Here is a 17,238-nt window from a genome sequence, read left to right on the forward strand (position 1 = left end):
ATTCCCCTTGCTGAGGCCACTTCACGGATAAATGATGGAGGCGATGAAAGCACAGTACTGACAACAAACAATCAGCCTGCAATTAAAAACCTGTTCACTACAAATCTTGATTAGGATCCTTACTGACAACGATCGCAAGCGAGACCAATCCTGCTGTGATCACCATTAAGGATTGAGTTTGTTCTTTTATTTTGATGAAGCCAACTGCAAGCATCAGACCAGATAAGGCAAAAAGAACGGATCGGATCCAAAGATCCTTGACATACATCAGTGAATAAGTCCTTGCAATAAGACATTTCCATCTTCCACATTTTCGCACAAGAGGGATGTCTCAAGGATTACAGTTTGACGGAATCAAAGACTAAAAATTGAGAGACTTAAAGCCTAAGTGATATTGAGGATTTGAATGAGTTCCGAAATTTCATTCACCTGAACAGGCTCCTTATCCCTGTGATCAACAAAAGTCACTTCGTATCCCTTTAAATTCTTTATTAAATCAAGTTCAAGGCTATCGCCATTAAGAAACATACGAATATTGAGACCCCAGTCAGAGAACTGAATTAATAGTGATTCTACTGTGTCTTTTTTAAGATCAGCGAAAAGGGTACGAATTTCAATTTCAACAGACTCTCCGTTCATGGGCATCTAAAGCGCAAGCAGAGTCTTGTAACTGGCAAATCATACTCTATGGCGGCATAGTCCATGGTGAACTCTTATTCCAGCCAGATAAATCTCTTAAATCGTTTTAATCATGACGAAGGGTTGAATGGATTATGCGACAGCCAAGTCAAACTTGACGAAGGTACGCTCAGCACCACGGCACAGAATCGCCTAGAGAAAATATCTTTGCAAACCAAATTTGGAAGCCTAACTTGCTCATTAGATCATAAATTTATAAAAAAGATAAAAGAGTTCCATAGAAAAACCGCCCAAGAGGGCAACTCGCCTACGGAGATTTTTCCATATGATTTCTATATCACCGTCGTAATAAGCCTGCCAGCACCAATAGTTACAAGAAAAGCCATCATGATTACCACATCCCGTGCCTTGGGCCTGATGAAGCAAAGGTCTGAGATTGATATTGCAACAAAGTGACTATTACACCCGTAACAACATCACGATGAAGCGTTGTGAAGTAAAGTGATTTTATTTTTTGCTCATAAAGCTTTCATCGGCTTCAGTCATGGCTACTTCGTCATCATGGAAAGAGCATCCATACAAAAGATTCTCTATTCGAGAGACGTCCATGTCGCGATCTGCGACCTCTTGCCATAAATAAATTTCCTGAAATCTGTTTCCAAGATAGAATTGCGCTTCGGAAATATCCCTCGTAATTTTAAAATAAGCAGATTGCTTCTTCGCACTCGGCGAAACGTAGGTCAGAATTTTCCTTCCGACTGACTGCAGTAACGCCATAGGTCACTTCGAGATCTATGCATATCTTAGTAGCAACCGATACAAAATCAATAGGCTTTTATACCGGTCATGAAGGCTCTATTGCCTAGCCGATGCAAGCCTGTCAGTCAGTCAGGCCGGGCAATCCGGAAGCTTGTTGAGTAGGGAAAGCTGTATCCATGCTCTATCTCCTCAAGGTGCTCTTCAGCCAAGTAGAGGCTGCGAGCGAAGAAACACGATTGCTCGCTATCGCAAACCATGAACTTGCCGCCTTCGACTCTTTGTATGGATGAGCCACGTGGAGTTTGAGTAATCAGCTCTGCTAATGCCGCTTTGTTTCTGAGAACACTTCTTGCTTATGGCCTCGGTCATGGAAGGCAGGGTGTAACGAAGACCACAGTTTGCTGATATTCTCGCGTAAATGTCCAGCCGCTGCCAGCCTCATTGAATATGAGGGCTTGAGGGAAATCGAGATTGAGTGACACAGGCACTTGAAGAACATATAAACTACTTCCGATAAGAGGAAACCCGAAGTAATGCCGAAATAGCAACAGATGATACTTGACCCGCATTGTGTTCTGGTTACACCGAGGTAGTTGGTAGGAGATCTGATGGAGATTCACCTTCACCACGCTCAATCTCTCGGTGAATTCATCGTTGATGGACGACACACGCCGTTTCGCGCACTGGCTTGCCCGTTGAAACCTGCGGTGGTGAGAAGCGGAACAGAGGCAAAGCGTCACCAGTAGTTCGGATGTAGACCAAACCTCGGTATGCCGATCCTGCATATCGGATTGAGTTGCCCCATCACCTCCGCTTGACCTCATCAAGATGAGTTCGGTTTCAGGGGGGTGTGCTTTGCAAAGCTGGCACTCCTTTGTTTCCACCCTGTTGATCGGTCGGGTCTGTCGATAGGTGACAGGTGATGCGCTCCGCTCTGTCGATGCAGTGTTACGACAGAGGTGCTCTTGTTTTGCACCGGGCAAGAGCGGCGGAACCACCCACTTCTTGGCGCTAGCCGGTGGTTTCGCTCGCCCAAAAAATGAGCCCCCCAGCTCTGAATAAAGGGGCTCATGTCTGATTGACCTGCATAGCTTGGCAATTGAAAGAAGAGCTGCAGCGTCGGGTCAGTGAGCCCTCATCGAGGACACATCGGCTCGCTACCACTGGTGACTGGACCGAGTCAAATCAGTGGCCATTCCCGTCAACGGATCAAAGGTCCCAGCAACTCGGCCCGCTTCTCCCTCAAAATTGAGAGAAATAACCTCCAGTTCCTCAAGAAGCCGGAGGTCGCCCAACTACCTGAGTGAAGCCTCAGGCTTTTAGAAACTAAAAATCGAGAGCGGAAGCTGATGTGCGGATGACCGTCACACCTTCAGCGAGTGGGTAGTTGTAGATACATCACGAGCTTTTTCACCAGCGTTATGCCGGAATTACCCCAGGGACGGCCGCACCATTGGGGTAGCGAGACCATCTATCGCTCGGTCGACTAGCCGGTGGTTTCGCTTGACCTAAAGAAGAAGGCGGGGCGGTATCCCTATCGCCCCACACCCATGCTCAAGGCTTCAACAGGCTGCCGTGGATTCGCCAAAGAAAAAGTCCTGATGTTCGGTGCCGTGACTGCCGTCTCTCATGACGCGACTCAGACCTAACAGAGTGCATAAGTATTTATGCGTACGGCTTACACGACCTTCACGCAGCGGGTGATGCGTCATGCCCTGCTTCGACAGGGTTACGCCAAAGGAGCTTCAGCCCAACACCTCTGGAACAGCGGAACCACCATCCTTCGGCTTGGCCGGTGGTTTCGTTCGAGCAAGAAAATAGCCCTCAACTCTCTCAAGCAAGGGCTCCGTACAGATCCGAGCGGTCAGGTTGGCAAGTGATAAAGAGAAACGTGATGTTGGGTCAGTGAGCTCTCATCCAAGCCCCATAAGCAGCAATGAGTGGGGGAAGGGAGGTCGCCCTGAAGTTGCTATCAAATTGAAGTGCTGAGTTACTTCCCATGCGACTTGCTGCGCTCCTCTCTCTGTTGCTGCTGACGCCAGCAACTGTGTTTGCCCATGAGGCCAAGGTCACAGCCGAAGGAATGTCAGAAGAATTCGCGACTGCTGAAGCAATGCGTGGAGTTCCCAAAGGTGCATCGGTGACAGACACCGCTTGCAGGAGTCAAGACGTTGGGATGTCGACCCGCTACTGGTGCACCGTCACGTACAGCGATTAGCCGGATGCGGGCTGGGTCTTTATCTTCTTGAGCTTCTCGAAGGCAGCGAGCACGTTTGCAGTAGCCACCGCTTGAGACTCTCCGGTGTTCTGCACCCGTCTCTCTACGAGCTTCTCTAAAAGCTTCTGAGTGGCGTCCATTCAGGCGTCCTCCTTGTACGGATCCACTGCTGAGCAGAAGACCCAATACTTACAGCTCTTGAGGGGGTGTGCTGCAGGGGCCAGCAAACCCTGCCTGAGGTGACAGCTGCCAAGCACCTGGCATTGGCCGAGGGTCACTTATCCGAAGTGAGTGCAGGTCGAACAGCTTCTGCGCCCCCTGAAGGAATCAAGCTCCCGGTCATCCAAGAAACCCCACTCCTCCATCAACCACCTGAGCAGTACACCTATACTAGCAAAAGGCAAAGGCAATCCTCTGGAATCGGACCTGAAAAATCAGGCTTGGTAGCGGCCAAAAGGAGGAGAGCTAAATCTGGTAGCCGTGTGGTAGCACCCTGCTTTTTGAATCTCAAACTCGATGCACCACAATGGATCTCAGAGGACCCTTGGCTGCTTTGGGAGCAAGATGCCGCAGGTTCGAATCCTGTCTCCCCGATGCGATCAGAAACCAGTCCCCAGCTGGTGTTTAAGCCGTCCCGCAAAGGGCGGTTTTTTATTGCTTACGCGCAGGTGTGCGCAAAACGTGAGCAAAGTCACCTGACAAAAATCCTCTTTTGCGCACGACTATCGGGCACCCCCTGACAGTTGGACGACAGCAAATAACGTTTAGACAAGCTCACTTGAGCACAGCCGCCACCCAGCGCCCCTTGCTCACGAACCTGCGGCCACTTCGCAATGAACCGAGCTGAAAACGCTCGACCAGCAGAGGGATGGGTATTGCTGCCCTCTTGCGTGTGAAACCTCAGCCGATAGACAGGTTCATCTGCGCATGGAGCCGGGAGTGATGACCGGGCTTTTTTTGCCTCTGCTCAGGCAAGAAAAAACCCCCGCCAACGGCAGGGGCTGCAAAACAATTTTTTAGGGCGTGAGCCTGAGTCAGGCCCCCATCATCTCGAACAACTCCTTGTGGCATGCACAGGCTTCCTCATCGGTGAAAGCAGGCTGCATATCGAATTCAACGCCGAACATCGCGCGCCAGGGAGCGAAGTGCTTGAACAGAACCATGCTGCTTTCCGCTTTGCAGATCACGACGCCACTGCCGGTTTGAGGGCAGTGCGTGCGACTGATCAACTCAAAGCCTTCAATGTGATCACCTTCAGCGCCGCTAGCCATGTACTCAACCAACTTGGCGTAAGCAGCCTTTTGCCCTTCGATCTCAGGGAACTGCCAAGTGACGTTGTAGAGCTGCATCTGATCTCAAAAGTGAAGACGTCTTCTAGCACTGAAACCCTGAACACCATGCAGCGCAGGCGACCTGAGCCAGCCTCAGGCGACCAGCCCATCTCGTTCATGCTCTTTAAGGGCTGTCACGCAAGCCAACGGGTGATCACGGTGCCTTCATAGACATGACCAGAAGCTTCAACAATTGGCTTGGTCTCTGGGTTCATGAAGATGTTGTAGAGGACGTCCTCGGGTCCTTGAAACATCACTGTCGGTCTTTGAGGGTCGTCCTTGCAGACGCCAATAAAGAAGGTCTTGACTCCCATCTCGGCAAACATCGCTTGCTGCTCAGGAGCATTCAAATATGCGCGATATTCCCCAAACGTGTTGCTGAGCTTGAAGTCCAAAACAGTTGTCTCGGTCATGGCTTAGCAGACGTTCATTCATGACAGATCTCTTTTAGCCCGCTTCCGTAGTCCAGCCCACTTGATGCTGCAGTGAGTGCTCCACGCTCGCCAGACTCCAGCGATGGCGAGCAAGGACCACAGCAACCACGAACCGCCAGAGAAGCCCGGTGGTGAGGGCTGGCTTTACAGCGAGCAGCAGCAGAAGCTCTGTCACTTCAAACCTGCCATGGCGACCGTTCACGCCCAATGGGTCGAGGTCCGCAAGGACTCTTCCCTGCATCATTCGTTTTGACAAGTGGGCTAGCAGTTTATGGAAAGTCGATTGTGATCAACCAGCTTCTCGTCGGTAGTCAGTGATACCAGCGAAATAGAGGCACACGAAAGAAATTCTTGATCCCAAAGGTCTCCGAAAAATGGTGTGCGGTGCCACTGGTGAGTCTCTATTAATGGTTCCTGCGGCACTTCCTCATACGGCTGAGTGAGGCATCGCAGCAGCACGGGAGCGACCCGTTGGCTGGCAGACAATCCAGTCCCAGCACACGGCAAGCGTGATGGGGTTGGCTTTGTGCTTATCCCCGTCTTCCAATAACGGGAAAGACTTAATGCATCGCACCGAAATACATAATGCCTCGTCAACGTTATGGAACGGCAACTGCATCGCTCGGGGAGAATGCTGTTCTCCTCGCGGTTCCGTCGCCCCACATCATTGCTTCGGTTAAGGCTGTTGGAAGTCAGCCCAACCAATAGAAGGGGCTGCGCCGCATCAAGAAGACGAGCATCTCGGAAATCACCGCACGTAGCGTGCGTAGCTCGGCAGTCGTTTCAATCGAATTTGAGTCGAGTAACCTGTCGGCGTGATGATATTCACCACTTCAGGAGCAGGGAGACTCAGCGTGTAACCACGATCGGTCAGCTTCTCCCAGGATTGTTTGAGCAATTCAGTATCCATAAGCTCTGAGTAACACATCTCATAGGGATTCCGCCAATCGAGGTCGTTATGTGCCATTTGATGCATTTAAGAGCGGGTTATTAACCGAACATCAGACAAAGCGGAAGAGAGATGATCCAAAAACTCAGCACGATTTCGCGGCCTCCGCCGATGGTGCATCAGCTTGATGAGAAGCGCTTTGTAGTGTGCGTGTCGAGTGGGCTTTGCCTGGAATTTGCTGACCGATGGGATGCCGAGTGCTGCTTGAAAAGCCTTCAGGCTTCAAGTGTTTTAGCTAAGTAGCCATTAATACATTGGCGGGCAAGGATTAAGCATTTTTGGCTACTGCGCAACTTCAGGATTACGGCATTATCGGCTAACTCACAGCTGGCACATGTCACCAGAAGAGAAGTACATCCTCTTGATGGAAGCTGCTTACACCGCCACAAAAAAAGATACCTACTATGAGTTGATGCAAAAGTCTGATTAGGTCTTCATAGACACTCAGGCAACCTTAGACAACATTGATGCAGAGGCTGCTTAAAGACCTCCGCGAACTTCCTCAAAGATCAGAAATAGCTCGCCCTCGGTCATTCAGCAGATAGTTGCTGAATCCCCTGAATCCAGGGTTGCCTTGAGCCAGACGCTTCGACCTTTCTCTTTAAGCCCTCACTTGGGCAGATCGTCGTTGGCTCGACTATCGGCAACCCCGAGAAGCTCGCTGCCGCCCACCGGCATATGCCAGTCAGAACCTCGTAATTTAGGCGATGAAAAAAACGCATAATTCTCGCCAGCACTGACGACAGAGGAGCGATCACTGTTCTTCAGGCGTGGCCACCTGCTATCAGCCACCAATTACGGACTGGAGCTTTCGATACCGCCCTGAAGTGATTACTCAAGCCAAGCAACGTCCTTCTCCAGGTCTTCGACCCGCTGCTGCAGCTGTTGCTCGCGGACGTGCTCGGCTTCATCCATCTGCTGACGGCCCCCGTTCATCATCTCGGTGTAGGTCAACGCTCTGGGCTTCATCGGCTCCTCTCGAGAGGGGATTGCCGGGTCAGTCATCAGAGCCCTTGTAAGCGGTAAGTCGACCAGCGACAAAACCAACGCCACCAGCAACGACTGCAGCCTGAAGTTGCCACACCAGACGCCTATGGCGCCATGTCATGCGGTTGAGCCAAAACCCAGCGCCGACGGCCACAACCAGCAGAATGACCAGACCAGCCTGGGTGAAGGTTTTCATAGTTTCCCTCACTTCTCCAGCGCAGCCTTCAAGGCGGTTAGTCCCTCTTCCAACTGAGAGTAGTTGCCTGGATCTGCATCCCAAGCATCGACCAACTTTTGCGCGGTTTCGATGAACTCTTTCATCTTGTCGCAAGCCTTCAGAAGATCCATGGCGCAGAAGCCGAGGAGGGCAAAAACTTACTGCCATCGCAAAGGACAAGAAAGTCCCCTGGAGGTTTCAGTTCCAGGGGTGCTTTTCTCGCCGACCTCAAGTTGATGCACCCACATGGCCAGGGTGTGATCAGAACGCTTGGGGTTGATGACCAGATGCAACTCGTTGGCTCACCCCACTCCGGGAGCCCAGCCCAATTCCTTCTACCAGGTGGGTGCCCAATGCTTGCAGCGCTTCTTCAGGTGCTGAGCATCTGTTCTGCCCAATCACTTCTTGAGTGGGTCGGCTTCCAACTTGACGCGCTGCTTTTGAGCAGCTTCAGGATTGCTTTCAGCCCATGCCTTCATGCCTGGGTTTGCCTCTAGATAGGCGTTCCAGTCGCACTCGAATGGAACCAGTCTTTTGGAGCACTTAGGGCGCTTGGCTTCGGCTTCGATAGCTCGCCAGTTGTCTTCAGCATGCTCACAACTGGAGTTCCAACCTTCTTGCAGGGCAATTGATGGACAGTCAGAAGTTTGCTCAACCTTGACGGTGGCACCAAGGCGCATGATTTCCAACCTGCAGCTCGTCCTTCCAGAAGTTGTAGTTATTCCCGCAGCGCCAGCTGGACCTACCAGCAACCAGCGGTTCATGGTGACCTCCGCCCAGCCCAACCCAGTCGCAATAGACACGATGGCATTTGCCTTCGCCTATGTAGGCGTGATTTTCAGGGCACTTGTTACCGAGATACTCAGGGGTTCCAGCCTGAGCTGCAACACAACCGCGATAGTCAGCCGCCTGCAAGCAGAGCTGATGGATTTCAGGGGCGACTTCACCAGCAGCAGAAACTGGAATTGCTCCAGCAATCAGAGCAATCGTTGTGAGAGACGTACGAATCATTAGCCAATTGTTCTCTGAACTCGCCTCAGGTGCAGAGCCCACTTGCTTCTGCCACGTCGGTGCCCAAAGCTTGCAGCGCTTCTTAAGGTGCTGACCCTTCTGCAGGCGAAGCATTCGCCTACGGGTTTGCGGCACTGGTGGGCGGGGCGGAACCCAGCTTGAGGAGCGCACACAAAACGACACTCTCTGTAATCGCAGCAAAGAGTTCTTATTGATACAGCTTGACCAGATATGGGCCAAGCCATGGGCGACGTAAGCAAGGAGCAGGAACAAGCCATCGCTCAGTCAACGATGTATCTTGTCGCAGCACTCCTGAGCATCCTGATGATTTTCATTGCAGGACTGTTTCTTTCTGCGGAACTTGAACAGCAAGCCCTGCAGAAAGCAGAGACGGCACAGCAGATCGCACTGCAACAGGAGGTCACTCCTCAAGCCCAGCGGCCATGGGCTCTGTGGAGAAGGCACGCTGATCAGGAAACCTAGGGATACAGCGGTAACAACCATCCCTCACCACCCGGTTTTTGTTGGGGGGGGATTGGTGGCGCGGTCTTTGTTCGCCATGGCGTGGAGTCTTTATTGATCCCACCAAATGGGTTCGAAGACCCACACGCTCGCTGTGAGTAGCCAGTTGTACTGAAAACGAATTAATGAGTGATTAATGGGCCGCTCCTTATTTGGCATGGGCAGTTTCTAGCCAAACTGGTGAAGTCCCATGGTTTCTGCGTTGAGACAGCTGTTGCTGCTCCTGTGCCCACTGCTCTTGGCAGAAACAGTCATTGCCTTTGATGGAGGCGGCCATGAAACAGAGAAAGAAGCCAAGCTTTCTACCAATCAATCAAAAACAAAAACTCTTGCTAAATATTCTGAATTTCACCAATCTTGCATGGACATCCAGATGACCATGTGGGGAGAAGTTTCAGAGCTAATGGAAGATCTTGCTACTGCACATTGCTACTGCGAATACACTAAACTTGAGGACTTGGCTACTATTACATGGGAAGACGAGAATGAAGCTAATGTTGCGTGCGCTTGGGAGGGAATGATTAGAAAAAAAGAAGCTTTTATTTGGTGGGCTCTTCCACTACACCGTCAACGGCTAGAAGCCGATCAGCAATAGTTCCTGCCCACTCCACAGCCGCCACGATGACGTTTCGCGCCGAAAACCAAGACATATGGGCCTGGCACTATGAACCGACTTTTAACAACTACCGAAATTTGTCTTACTGGTGCTTGGGCGCTCCGATTGGGCAATGCGAAACAGCCATTTGTCGCATGGTTGCCGCTACAGCGCTTTGATTGTTGAATGCGCGATAGACAGCGAGCTGTTTGCTCAATTCGTGGCATTCCTTTTGTTGGGAGTCCATGAGTAAACCCTTGACATGGAAATCATGGCCTCAGCAAGCACGGCGTGTTGTGCCAAGTGCCACAAAATGACATTGCCATGAATCAAAGATCTGAACGACCGGTCTAAGTATTAATACCCCCTAAAAGTTTTATGTGATCAATGATGCAGAGGCGGCAAAATCAGCCTATTAAAGTTTCATCGATACAGGAGATGACTATGGGATTTACTATTCCAGCGTTCTCAATCGGGGTCGTTATGTATCTATTTTTTCACTTTTTACTGCGAGGCGTGTTCGTCTAATTAATGAAGCCTGGCTTATAAGTCATACGTTGACTGCTGCCACGAGGTAAGCCGTCGCGTTGGGCTTGAACCTGGCATAGCTCTTGAGATGAACCTCGATGGTGTGCCCCATTGCCTCGCTGATGTTGGCGATGGGGATGTTTGCGGCGTGCATCCCTTTGGCGAAGCGATGGCGGAAGGAATACGGGGTGAGCTTTTCACCCTGTGGCTTGGCTTCATCCCTTAATGCCATCCAAACGGGACGGCAGCGCAGGTATTGATTCAACGCCTGCCCACCATCACCGTCACGATTCAGCGGTGGCAGTTGCTCGCCCACCTGCAACCGTGCCTGCAGATTCCAGGCGGAGCCATCGACATCACGCAGAAAGAGCGGGTGCAACCGCCGCGGTTCTGTCTTCGCTCTCTTATTGCCGCCCATCGAATTCTGATAGATGGTCCAGAGTTTTGCCACAGTTGTCCCGTCTTTGATCCGGAGGTGTCTCAGCTACTCAGGACGCAACCCATACACGGCGCATAACTGGATGGCAAAGCGCCAGCGGTCATGAACTTCGCCCGCAGGCAGGTTGTCGACCAAATGCAGGATTTGCGCATCGCTAAGGGGGTATCCGATGCGCTTTTGCTTCACTGTCTCTGGGAGCGCCGCAGGAGGGCTGTAGATCGGCTTTAGGTGACCACGTTGCACCGCCCAATTCAGACAGCCAACGCTTGAACAGGTCAGGGTCGTTGGCGCGTACGGCTGCCACCAGCTCCCCGATCAGAAACAAGGCAATGCGGGTGTCGCGGGTCATGGGTCCGTCGTGACTGCCTTGCGCTTCTCCTGATCTGCATAAGCTGAAAATCGACATTGCTCACAGGACTCATTATCGATTAAGTATTAGTAAGAGACACCTACTGAGACAAAGAATCTCTCTCTTTAGTGCTAACTCTATCTAGGAATCACAATACTCTTTCACATCACAATGCCCGACCTCTTTCTTTACTGGCTAGTCAAATTAGCCTCGCTAGCCATTAACATAGGCCAAAGGCACCAGGCAATGTAGAATAGTTTTCTCCTTATAAAATACAGTGAAGCCACTTTTCAACGTACTCGCTGTTTTTAAAAATGAATGCAGGGCTCTACCTGAATGGATTGATCATTACCTAAGCGAAGGCGCAAACCGCATAGTTTTAGTTAACAATAACAGTACTGACGGCTGGGAAGATTCGTGCGCTGATTACATGAACAACAAGCGTGTGACTTTTCTTGAGGACAATAGGAAGTGGTCTCAGGTCGAAATATACGACGATGTCTTCTTTGAAATCAAACAAGAGACTCATTTTTTATTAGTATGCGACCTTGACGAATTTGTATATCCACAACACACCTTTACGACAATAGAAGAATACCTAGCTTTTCTCAAAAGGATTAATTTTGAAGGATGTATTAAAATCCCATGGAAAGCATTTGGTTCCTCCGGTCACAAAAAACATCCCAAGGGTGGGATCATAAAAAACTTTATTTACCGTCGCAAATACAAGAATTCTAGTCATACTCTCGTCAAATATATATGCAGGAATAAAGATACGTTGAGGCTTGGATGCCACGTTCCGGTCCTTGATAATGGAAGTTTTTATGATTCAAGACTTAGGAAGTCCGACAATAGTCCAACATTGACTGTTGACGAGGAATCATTGAAGTGCGACATTCTTGCAATGAACCACTATCAAATACAATCCGAGGAGTTTTTTAGAGAGTGCAAGATGACGAGGGGAGACGCATTAGACCAGAAAAGTGAAAATATTCGCGACATGAGCTACTTCAATAAGCATGATTTTCGCGACATTAAGGACAAAAGGCTCAAAAAACTGCATAGAATTAGAAAACCTAGAGGCCATACTCCTAGAGAATTTAATACAATCATACGTATAATAAATCACGTCAAAAAGATCTCAGATTTTCGGAAAAATAGCAATTTCTTCAATTGATTCAAACTTGTTAACATTCACCTAGCAGAATATTGTTCAAGATCGTGCGGATGGCGTAAACGGATCGTACGTCTAACTGTGAAGCTCTTACATAGTCAAAGATGGTTAAAGTCAGTCAAGCTGCAATTCCTCCATCAAAGGCTCCCCTAGGATTTGCAACCCTCCAGTCAGCCATATTTTGAATTAATCTAGGCCTTTTAAAGGTGTCATGGTCATTGGCGCCTAAAGCAGCAACCAGCTTTCCCATCAGGAACAGGGCAATGAAGGTGTCGCGGGTCATAGTTCAGTTGTGACTGCCTTGAGTATTCCCCGCTCTGCTCAAGTAATAAAAGCACCACTTTCTGACGGGGTAAGTGGTCTATCGGGAGATAGTGGCTCAACGCTTCACCAATTGCTAAAAACACCACCACCGCCATTGCCCCAAGCACCGCTTCCGTTGCGCCAGCCGCCACCATTGCCCCAGCAGCAATATCCGTAGATTTGTGCGACTTTGGTATAAACCGGAGCGGCCAGCTGTCGTCACTGTGTGTAGCAGTAATACGTTGCTCACCGCTGTTGTCAGCATTTTGGATTGAATACATTTCCGCCTCAGTGGCACCAACACTGCTCCAAGTGATTATGAGGACCAGAGTTCCAAAAAGGGTGGTTGGCTTCATTAGTCAGAGTGAACAACTGAACTTCCGAAGTACCAGTCACGATGCAAGCGGCTGGTCATGAGTCAGTCGTGACTGCCTTGAATGTTCCTCACTTACACCACTCGCAGCCTCACTTCCCAGACTGAGCCCAAGCGGCTTGACAACCAGGATCTTGCTCTAAAGCCACCTTCTTTGCCCGATTCACTGCGTCATCTCCGACATATTCACCCTTGATGAGAGTCGTCAGCCGTCATATTGCATATCTGCATTGCTCTTCACTGATCCAGCCAAGGTCGTAAGAGATGCAGGTCGCGTTGAGCCGACCCTGAGCCTCGCCTTATAGCTCTATCTCAAGTTCATTAAGAACGGGTAATGCCATGACAGGAGCACCCCGAAAAAAAGGAGAGGCTATAAGCAGAGAAGCCAGTAGCAGATGCTTAGGCACAACATCATCGAAGCCCATGGGACGCAATACTATTTATTTTATTAAGATTTCAAGAGCATGCGTATTGTGCAAAAATTTAATTGAACAAAAAGTTGTGCATGAACTGGGCTGTCACGATCTTGAGAAAAATGCGCAATAAAGTCGCCTCAAAATTCACTCATCCAGACAATGCATTCTTTGGCGCAGTCAAAGACAATTATTCAATTGAATACTCTTGGTCGATTGACAAGGATCCGATCAATTACCTTGACAAAACTATAATTCAAAAATGATTCTTCGAGCCTTGGACAGGCACGGTGGCGGCAGTATTTATAAAGCTGTAGAGGTTTCCACCTCATCACGATCAGCACGGATTGATCAACCGCCAGTCACTGGAACAATCGATTTAGTACTTGACTTTTACGTCGCACCAGGCGAATTTTCTATACTTGAAGCTTCAGAGATTGATTTGGGATTAAAAATTATTGAGCGGCCCAAAGAAGCCAATTGGTTCACAAATGAATCCGAGAATATCCACCAAGAAATGTATGAGAAAGCCATAAAAACTCAACGCTAATGAATGGCTCCGAGAACTTCATATCAAGAGTTAAATAATTTAGGCTTTAAACAATTTGCCAGTAGCAACATAAAACTCTTTAATGCCTAGTGCCATTGATACTTTAGGTAACATTTCAGAGCTTTTACCCAGTCTCAGGTGCGAAGCCCACTTCGGGAGCCCAGCCCAATTCCTTCTACCAGGTGGGTGCCCAATGCTTGCAGCGCTTCTTCAGGTGCTGAGCATCTGTTCTGCCCAATCACTTCTTGAGTGGGTCGGCTTCCAACTTGACGCGCTGCTTTTGAGCAGCTTCAGGATTGCTTTCAGCCCATGCCTTCATGCCTGGGTTTGCCTCTAGATAGGCGTTCCAGTCGCACTCGAATGGAACCAGTCTTTTGGAGCACTTAGGGCGCTTGGCTTCGGCTTCGATAGCTCGCCAGTTGTCTTCAGCATGCTCACAACTGGAGTTCCAACCTTCTTGCAGGGCAATTGATGGACAGTCAGAAGTTTGCTCAACCTTGACGGTGGCACCAAGGCGCATGATTTCCAACCTGCAGCTCGTCCTTCCAGAAGTTGTAGTTATTCCCGCAGCGCCAGCTGGACCTACCAGCAACCAGCGGTTCATGGTGACCTCCGCCCAGCCCAACCCAGTCGCAATAGACACGATGGCATTTGCCTTCGCCTATGTAGGCGTGATTTTCAGGGCACTTGTTACCGAGATACTCAGGGGTTCCAGCCTGAGCTGCAACACAACCGCGATAGTCAGCCGCCTGCAAGCAGAGCTGATGGATTTCAGGGGCGACTTCACCAGCAGCAGAAACTGGAATTGCTCCAGCAATCAGAGCAATCGTTGTGAGAGACGTACGAATCATTAGCCAATTGTTCTCTGAACTCGCCTCAGGTGCAGAGCCCACTTGCTTCTGCCACGTCGGTGCCCAAAGCTTGCAGAAGAAGGTGGGCTGGACGCATCAGGCGTGCTGATTGGCGGAAATTACTAGTGCACTGAAAGAAAAAAACTGCAATTGTTTCCTTGTAAACGAATATTTTGCCGCTTGGACGCAAGGTTGAAGATCTGCTGGTTGCTAGGTTTACATCCATTAGACCCCGAACCACCTCCAGAAGACGAAATGTTGGTATATAGAATTCTGGGCATTGCACCAATTTCGAATCAATAAGTGGACCCACGCTATATTCATCTATGTACTTGTGATACTCGGGAAATCTGTTGTATGTCATTGCGGTGATTTTATCCTTAGGCATCACTTTACGGAGCTTGTCGCATTCAAAGGAAGCCATGTTTATGCCCACTATAGTCTAGCATTGATAGTAGTTGGCAGCAAAAAAGTACTAACGGCAATGAAACCCAATACTGAAAAACCTTTCATTTGAAAAACACGGCTTTTCTTGTTTTAAAGCTTGCTTTGACAGTTTTGGGTGAATGTCCGCCAAAGTGATGGTTGGAGTTCTCTGAACAACCTTGGATTAATTACGTCAGTAGTCCATGCCCCAAAAAGCAGGGAACACTCAAGTCAGTCACGCCGAAGCCAAGATCCTCGAGCAGCAAGACCCGACCCAGACACCTAGCCATAAGGTCCAAATCGCGTCGCACAAGCAGCACCACACTGGGCACCCAAGGCAATGGCCCTCGCCAATGACCAGCGCGCACCAAGGGCAGTGACCACCCCGGCCGCAAAGCTGTCGCCGCAGCCATAACTCTCGACCAAGGGCCCAGGCAGAGCTGCAGGGTCATAACGACCGCCCGGAAGACTGAGGCCCCCTGCAGCACCTTCCGTACGAATGAGCGCACAGGGAGCTGGGTTCAACTGCTCTGGCTCCACCCGTTCACCTGGATCAAGGCCACTGCCAATCAAGGCATCGAGTTGCACCCCCGCCTGCTGAAGCACAGGCAAACGAACCCGCGGGGTCGCGGCCAAAACTGCAGCAGAACGGCAGGCTTTCAACAGACGCGCATCAGCGGCCGTGACGAAGAGGCCATCGCATTCGCCGAGGGCCTCCCAGGGCAGGTCATCATCCAGTGATGGGGTCAGTCGCTCACCGATCACTGTGATCGCCCGATCCCCCTCGCCATCGACCATGCTCACGCCCCGACGGGTTGGTGCTTCCCTCCAGGCGACATGAACCTCCAAGCCCAGATCCTTGAGCCTCTTGACGCAGGCTTCGCCGACCGAATCACGACCTAGAGCCGTAAAGAACTGAACGGGTTGTTGCTGCAAACGTGCCATCTGCACCGCAACGACAGCACCACCACCAGCAGGTTCTTGCAGGGCCCGCAAGGCATGACCGATCGCCCCCGGATGGGGGAGCTGATCCACCGCGAGAAATTCCACCCACTCAACATGGCCAACGACGGCCAAACGCAAAGGCGGCAGTGCTGAAGTGGAAGACAACGGCTGTTCCAGAAAGCTGGAGTCCCATCCTCTCCACACGCCGATGGAAAGTTCCTGAAAGAGTGCAGGGGCCTGCTTGATCGGATGGTGCTGGCAGATCGAACAGCGTCGAACTAAAACGACGCACAGACAGCATTCTGTTCAGGTCATCTCGATGGAGTTAGACAACAAAAACCTGAGGGCGATCGACAACAAAGACCCGATGACCCTTGTTCAATATCTTCTGTTGATCGCTCTGGGTGTGGTGTTCGCCCTAATCTGTGCCTGGATCGGTCCAATTTTGGCAGTTGTTCTCAGCCTTGGGACCGCTGGCATCGTTCTGGTGCTGGTCCGGCGCTTCAGGCCCCGCTGGATCAAAGCCTTTTGGACCTGGTGCATCGATATCGGCCAGAACTTCCGCCCAAGCCCGTAAAAGATCTGATCGGTCGCAAAAGTTGCCAACAGCTCATGTGATGAACCTGCTTTGTTCCTCTTTTTCAAGCATGGAACCCACCGAGGCCTGTCTGATTTGGAGTGCCAGCACCCTGCAATGCAGCTTGGAAACCAATCGTTGACTTGAGCAAATCCTTGAGGCTGATGCTCATCACATCGCGAAGGTCTTCTGCAAGGTGGGTGTGATTACTCGCCTTGAAGTGCTGATCAGGCCAGCGTCACGCCCTTGTTTCGGTAGAAGGCAAAGCGCTCACGAATGGATTCAGCCTCCGGCTTCGGAGTGTCGTAGGCCCACACCGCATTGGTGATGACCTGATCGCCCACCACCAAATCCCAGTAACGGGCCGTGCCCTTCCAGCCGCACACAGTGCTGTGGCTCGATTCACGAAAAAACTCCGTGTTCATCGCTTCACGGGGGAAGTAGGGATTGCCATCCACCTTCACGATGTCATCGCTTTCCGCAAGCACCGTGCCGTTGAAGATTGCCTGCATGATCGCTGAATCGGGTTTAATCGGAACTGACCCTAAACAGAGCTGGGCTGCTCAGTGATCGAACAACGGACTCATATGGCCAGACCACTTGCTTCTCCTATCAAGGTGCAACAGTCATCGGCCCATCATTTTTACA

Annotated in this window: 25 protein-coding genes and 1 pseudogene; 8 read left to right on the forward strand and 18 right to left on the reverse strand. The window is 50.4% G+C overall.

The window, feature by feature from the left end; translation table 11 throughout:
• Nucleotides 1–384: 384 nt before the first annotated feature.
• Complete coding sequence (locus tag SYNCC9605_RS08620) at nt 385–639, reverse strand: hypothetical protein (protein ID WP_257928865.1); 255 nt, start codon at nt 637–639, stop codon at nt 385–387.
• 63 nt (nt 640–702) lie between these two features.
• On the opposite strand from SYNCC9605_RS08620, the gene SYNCC9605_RS13465 reads away from it, so the two are divergent.
• Nucleotides 703–1,095, forward strand: coding sequence for a hypothetical protein (locus tag SYNCC9605_RS13465; protein WP_011364686.1), 393 nt, complete (start codon nt 703–705; stop codon nt 1,093–1,095).
• A 51-nt stretch (nt 1,096–1,146) separates the two neighbouring features.
• Here SYNCC9605_RS13465 and SYNCC9605_RS08625 read toward each other — a convergent pair whose 3' ends face one another.
• The gene (locus tag SYNCC9605_RS08625; RefSeq protein WP_011364687.1) at nt 1,147–1,416 is read right to left on the reverse strand and encodes a hypothetical protein; all 270 of its coding nucleotides are present in this window, start codon (nt 1,414–1,416) and stop codon (nt 1,147–1,149) included.
• Nucleotides 1,417–2,891: 1,475 nt separating this feature from the next.
• Here SYNCC9605_RS08625 and SYNCC9605_RS14790 point away from each other — a divergent pair.
• On the forward strand, nt 2,892–3,047 hold the full coding sequence (locus SYNCC9605_RS14790) for a hypothetical protein (protein WP_156783073.1): 156 nt from the start codon (nt 2,892–2,894) through the stop codon (nt 3,045–3,047).
• Between the two features lie 565 nt (nt 3,048–3,612).
• Here SYNCC9605_RS14790 and SYNCC9605_RS14795 read toward each other — a convergent pair.
• From SYNCC9605_RS14795 to SYNCC9605_RS08650, 3 genes are all read right to left on the reverse strand, one after another.
• Nucleotides 3,613–3,756 (reverse strand): hypothetical protein, encoded by a 144-nt coding sequence (locus SYNCC9605_RS14795; protein ID WP_156783074.1) that lies wholly within the window; start codon nt 3,754–3,756, stop codon nt 3,613–3,615.
• 894 nt (nt 3,757–4,650) lie between these two features.
• On the reverse strand, nt 4,651–4,965 hold the full coding sequence (locus SYNCC9605_RS08645) for a DUF3303 domain-containing protein (protein ID WP_011364691.1): 315 nt from the start codon (nt 4,963–4,965) through the stop codon (nt 4,651–4,653).
• A 116-nt stretch (nt 4,966–5,081) separates the two neighbouring features.
• The gene (locus tag SYNCC9605_RS08650) at nt 5,082–5,360 is read right to left on the reverse strand and encodes a DUF3764 family protein (RefSeq protein ID WP_011364692.1); all 279 of its coding nucleotides are present in this window, start codon (nt 5,358–5,360) and stop codon (nt 5,082–5,084) included.
• A 103-nt stretch (nt 5,361–5,463) separates the two neighbouring features.
• Here SYNCC9605_RS08650 and SYNCC9605_RS14800 point away from each other — a divergent pair, with 103 nt between their 5' ends.
• Nucleotides 5,464–5,634, forward strand: a complete 171-nt coding sequence (locus SYNCC9605_RS14800; protein WP_156783075.1) for a hypothetical protein — start codon at nt 5,464–5,466, stop codon at nt 5,632–5,634.
• 495 nt (nt 5,635–6,129) lie between these two features.
• Here the strand turns inward: SYNCC9605_RS14800 and SYNCC9605_RS14805 are convergent, their stop codons facing one another.
• From SYNCC9605_RS14805 to SYNCC9605_RS15520, 6 genes are all read right to left on the reverse strand, one after another.
• Complete coding sequence (locus SYNCC9605_RS14805) at nt 6,130–6,348, reverse strand: hypothetical protein (RefSeq protein ID WP_156783076.1); 219 nt, start codon at nt 6,346–6,348, stop codon at nt 6,130–6,132.
• Nucleotides 6,349–7,161: 813 nt separating this feature from the next.
• Nucleotides 7,162–7,335: a hypothetical protein gene (locus SYNCC9605_RS15210; RefSeq protein WP_011364694.1), complete on the reverse strand. Its 174-nt coding sequence runs from the start codon at nt 7,333–7,335 to the stop codon at nt 7,162–7,164.
• Nucleotides 7,328–7,513 (reverse strand): hypothetical protein, encoded by a 186-nt coding sequence (locus SYNCC9605_RS08655; RefSeq protein WP_041434969.1) that lies wholly within the window; start codon nt 7,511–7,513, stop codon nt 7,328–7,330. The genes SYNCC9605_RS15210 and SYNCC9605_RS08655 overlap by 8 nt, the downstream gene beginning before the upstream one ends.
• 8 nt (nt 7,514–7,521) lie before the next feature.
• Nucleotides 7,522–7,665: a hypothetical protein gene (locus SYNCC9605_RS14810; protein ID WP_156783077.1), complete on the reverse strand. Its 144-nt coding sequence runs from the start codon at nt 7,663–7,665 to the stop codon at nt 7,522–7,524.
• A 267-nt stretch (nt 7,666–7,932) separates the two neighbouring features.
• The gene (locus SYNCC9605_RS15515; RefSeq protein ID WP_257928872.1) at nt 7,933–8,223 is read right to left on the reverse strand and encodes a hypothetical protein; all 291 of its coding nucleotides are present in this window, start codon (nt 8,221–8,223) and stop codon (nt 7,933–7,935) included.
• Complete coding sequence (locus SYNCC9605_RS15520; RefSeq protein WP_257928874.1) at nt 8,186–8,659, reverse strand: hypothetical protein; 474 nt, start codon at nt 8,657–8,659, stop codon at nt 8,186–8,188. Before SYNCC9605_RS15520 ends, SYNCC9605_RS15515 begins: the two co-directional genes overlap by 38 nt.
• Before the next feature lie 129 nt (nt 8,660–8,788).
• On the opposite strand from SYNCC9605_RS15520, the gene SYNCC9605_RS08670 reads away from it, so the two are divergent.
• Complete coding sequence (locus tag SYNCC9605_RS08670; RefSeq protein WP_156783078.1) at nt 8,789–9,028, forward strand: hypothetical protein; 240 nt, start codon at nt 8,789–8,791, stop codon at nt 9,026–9,028.
• A 229-nt stretch (nt 9,029–9,257) separates the two neighbouring features.
• Entirely contained in the window at nt 9,258–9,662 is a 405-nt protein-coding gene (locus tag SYNCC9605_RS15525; protein WP_257928883.1) for a hypothetical protein, read from the forward strand.
• Between the two features lie 550 nt (nt 9,663–10,212).
• On the opposite strand, the gene SYNCC9605_RS14325 is transcribed toward SYNCC9605_RS15525, so the two are convergent.
• Together SYNCC9605_RS14325 and SYNCC9605_RS13980 are read right to left on the reverse strand one after the other, a co-directional pair.
• Nucleotides 10,213–10,608, reverse strand: coding sequence for a hypothetical protein (locus tag SYNCC9605_RS14325; protein WP_257928885.1), 396 nt, complete (start codon nt 10,606–10,608; stop codon nt 10,213–10,215).
• A gap of 175 nt (nt 10,609–10,783) precedes the next feature.
• Nucleotides 10,784–10,978 (reverse strand): hypothetical protein, encoded by a 195-nt coding sequence (locus tag SYNCC9605_RS13980; RefSeq protein ID WP_083757073.1) that lies wholly within the window; start codon nt 10,976–10,978, stop codon nt 10,784–10,786.
• A 277-nt stretch (nt 10,979–11,255) separates the two neighbouring features.
• On the opposite strand from SYNCC9605_RS13980, the gene SYNCC9605_RS08685 reads away from it, so the two are divergent.
• Nucleotides 11,256–12,155 carry a glycosyltransferase family 92 protein gene (locus SYNCC9605_RS08685; protein WP_011364698.1) on the forward strand — a complete coding sequence of 300 codons (900 nt, stop codon included), beginning with the start codon at nt 11,256–11,258 and terminating at the stop codon, nt 12,153–12,155.
• Nucleotides 12,156–12,270: 115 nt separating this feature from the next.
• Here the strand turns inward: SYNCC9605_RS08685 and SYNCC9605_RS14815 are convergent, their stop codons facing one another.
• The gene (locus SYNCC9605_RS14815) at nt 12,271–12,435 is read right to left on the reverse strand and encodes a hypothetical protein (RefSeq protein WP_156783079.1); all 165 of its coding nucleotides are present in this window, start codon (nt 12,433–12,435) and stop codon (nt 12,271–12,273) included.
• Nucleotides 12,436–13,518: 1,083 nt separating this feature from the next.
• Here SYNCC9605_RS14815 and SYNCC9605_RS08695 point away from each other — a divergent pair.
• The gene (locus SYNCC9605_RS08695; protein WP_156783080.1) at nt 13,519–13,791 is read left to right on the forward strand and encodes a hypothetical protein; all 273 of its coding nucleotides are present in this window, start codon (nt 13,519–13,521) and stop codon (nt 13,789–13,791) included.
• Nucleotides 13,792–14,029: 238 nt separating this feature from the next.
• Here the strand turns inward: SYNCC9605_RS08695 and SYNCC9605_RS15530 are convergent, their stop codons facing one another.
• A complete protein-coding gene (locus tag SYNCC9605_RS15530; protein ID WP_257928872.1) occupies nt 14,030–14,320 on the reverse strand; it encodes a hypothetical protein in 291 nt (96 codons plus the stop codon).
• 1,030 nt (nt 14,321–15,350) lie between these two features.
• Nucleotides 15,351–16,178: a PfkB family carbohydrate kinase gene (locus SYNCC9605_RS08710; protein ID WP_041435699.1), complete on the reverse strand. Its 828-nt coding sequence runs from the start codon at nt 16,176–16,178 to the stop codon at nt 15,351–15,353.
• Nucleotides 16,179–16,332: 154 nt separating this feature from the next.
• Between SYNCC9605_RS08710 and SYNCC9605_RS08715 the strand changes: the two genes are divergently transcribed.
• Nucleotides 16,333–16,590, forward strand: coding sequence for a hypothetical protein (locus tag SYNCC9605_RS08715; RefSeq protein WP_011364704.1), 258 nt, complete (start codon nt 16,333–16,335; stop codon nt 16,588–16,590).
• A gap of 73 nt (nt 16,591–16,663) precedes the next feature.
• Here the strand turns inward: SYNCC9605_RS08715 and SYNCC9605_RS15535 are convergent.
• Both SYNCC9605_RS15535 and SYNCC9605_RS08720 read right to left on the reverse strand, forming a co-directional pair.
• Nucleotides 16,664–16,783, reverse strand: a pseudogene (locus SYNCC9605_RS15535) (carbamoyl-phosphate synthase subunit L); the annotation flags it as partial.
• Between the two features lie 34 nt (nt 16,784–16,817).
• The gene (locus SYNCC9605_RS08720; protein WP_011364705.1) at nt 16,818–17,102 is read right to left on the reverse strand and encodes a DUF427 domain-containing protein; all 285 of its coding nucleotides are present in this window, start codon (nt 17,100–17,102) and stop codon (nt 16,818–16,820) included.
• Nucleotides 17,103–17,238: the final 136 nt, after the last annotated feature.

It is taken from the genome of Synechococcus sp. CC9605, from assembly GCF_000012625.1.
Classification (GTDB): domain Bacteria; phylum Cyanobacteriota; class Cyanobacteriia; order PCC-6307; family Cyanobiaceae; genus Parasynechococcus.

Excerpts from the sequence above, each read along its gene's own strand:
- SYNCC9605_RS08620 (WP_257928865.1), bottom strand. The coding sequence starts at position 639 with ATGAACGGAGAGTCTGTTGAAATTGAAATTCGTACCCTTTTCGCTGAT.
- SYNCC9605_RS13465 (WP_011364686.1), top strand. The coding sequence starts at position 703 with ATGGTGAACTCTTATTCCAGCCAGATAAATCTCTTAAATCGTTTTAAT.
- SYNCC9605_RS08625 (WP_011364687.1), bottom strand. The coding sequence starts at position 1,416 with ATGGCGTTACTGCAGTCAGTCGGAAGGAAAATTCTGACCTACGTTTCG.
- SYNCC9605_RS14795 (WP_156783074.1), bottom strand. The coding sequence starts at position 3,756 with ATGGACGCCACTCAGAAGCTTTTAGAGAAGCTCGTAGAGAGACGGGTG.
- SYNCC9605_RS08645 (WP_011364691.1), bottom strand. The coding sequence starts at position 4,965 with ATGCAGCTCTACAACGTCACTTGGCAGTTCCCTGAGATCGAAGGGCAA.
- SYNCC9605_RS08650 (WP_011364692.1), bottom strand. The coding sequence starts at position 5,360 with ATGACCGAGACAACTGTTTTGGACTTCAAGCTCAGCAACACGTTTGGG.
- SYNCC9605_RS14800 (WP_156783075.1), top strand. The coding sequence starts at position 5,464 with ATGGCGAGCAAGGACCACAGCAACCACGAACCGCCAGAGAAGCCCGGT.
- SYNCC9605_RS14805 (WP_156783076.1), bottom strand. The coding sequence starts at position 6,348 with ATGGCACATAACGACCTCGATTGGCGGAATCCCTATGAGATGTGTTAC.
- SYNCC9605_RS15210 (WP_011364694.1), bottom strand. The coding sequence starts at position 7,335 with ATGACTGACCCGGCAATCCCCTCTCGAGAGGAGCCGATGAAGCCCAGA.
- SYNCC9605_RS08655 (WP_041434969.1), bottom strand. The coding sequence starts at position 7,513 with ATGAAAACCTTCACCCAGGCTGGTCTGGTCATTCTGCTGGTTGTGGCC.
- SYNCC9605_RS14810 (WP_156783077.1), bottom strand. The coding sequence starts at position 7,665 with ATGGATCTTCTGAAGGCTTGCGACAAGATGAAAGAGTTCATCGAAACC.
- SYNCC9605_RS15520 (WP_257928874.1), bottom strand. The coding sequence starts at position 8,659 with ATGCTTCGCCTGCAGAAGGGTCAGCACCTTAAGAAGCGCTGCAAGCTT.
- SYNCC9605_RS08670 (WP_156783078.1), top strand. The coding sequence starts at position 8,789 with ATGGGCGACGTAAGCAAGGAGCAGGAACAAGCCATCGCTCAGTCAACG.
- SYNCC9605_RS15525 (WP_257928883.1), top strand. The coding sequence starts at position 9,258 with ATGGTTTCTGCGTTGAGACAGCTGTTGCTGCTCCTGTGCCCACTGCTC.
- SYNCC9605_RS14325 (WP_257928885.1), bottom strand. The coding sequence starts at position 10,608 with ATGGGCGGCAATAAGAGAGCGAAGACAGAACCGCGGCGGTTGCACCCG.
- SYNCC9605_RS13980 (WP_083757073.1), bottom strand. The coding sequence starts at position 10,978 with ATGACCCGCGACACCCGCATTGCCTTGTTTCTGATCGGGGAGCTGGTG.
- SYNCC9605_RS14815 (WP_156783079.1), bottom strand. The coding sequence starts at position 12,435 with ATGACCCGCGACACCTTCATTGCCCTGTTCCTGATGGGAAAGCTGGTT.
- SYNCC9605_RS08715 (WP_011364704.1), top strand. The coding sequence starts at position 16,333 with ATGGAGTTAGACAACAAAAACCTGAGGGCGATCGACAACAAAGACCCG.
- SYNCC9605_RS08720 (WP_011364705.1), bottom strand. The coding sequence starts at position 17,102 with ATGCAGGCAATCTTCAACGGCACGGTGCTTGCGGAAAGCGATGACATC.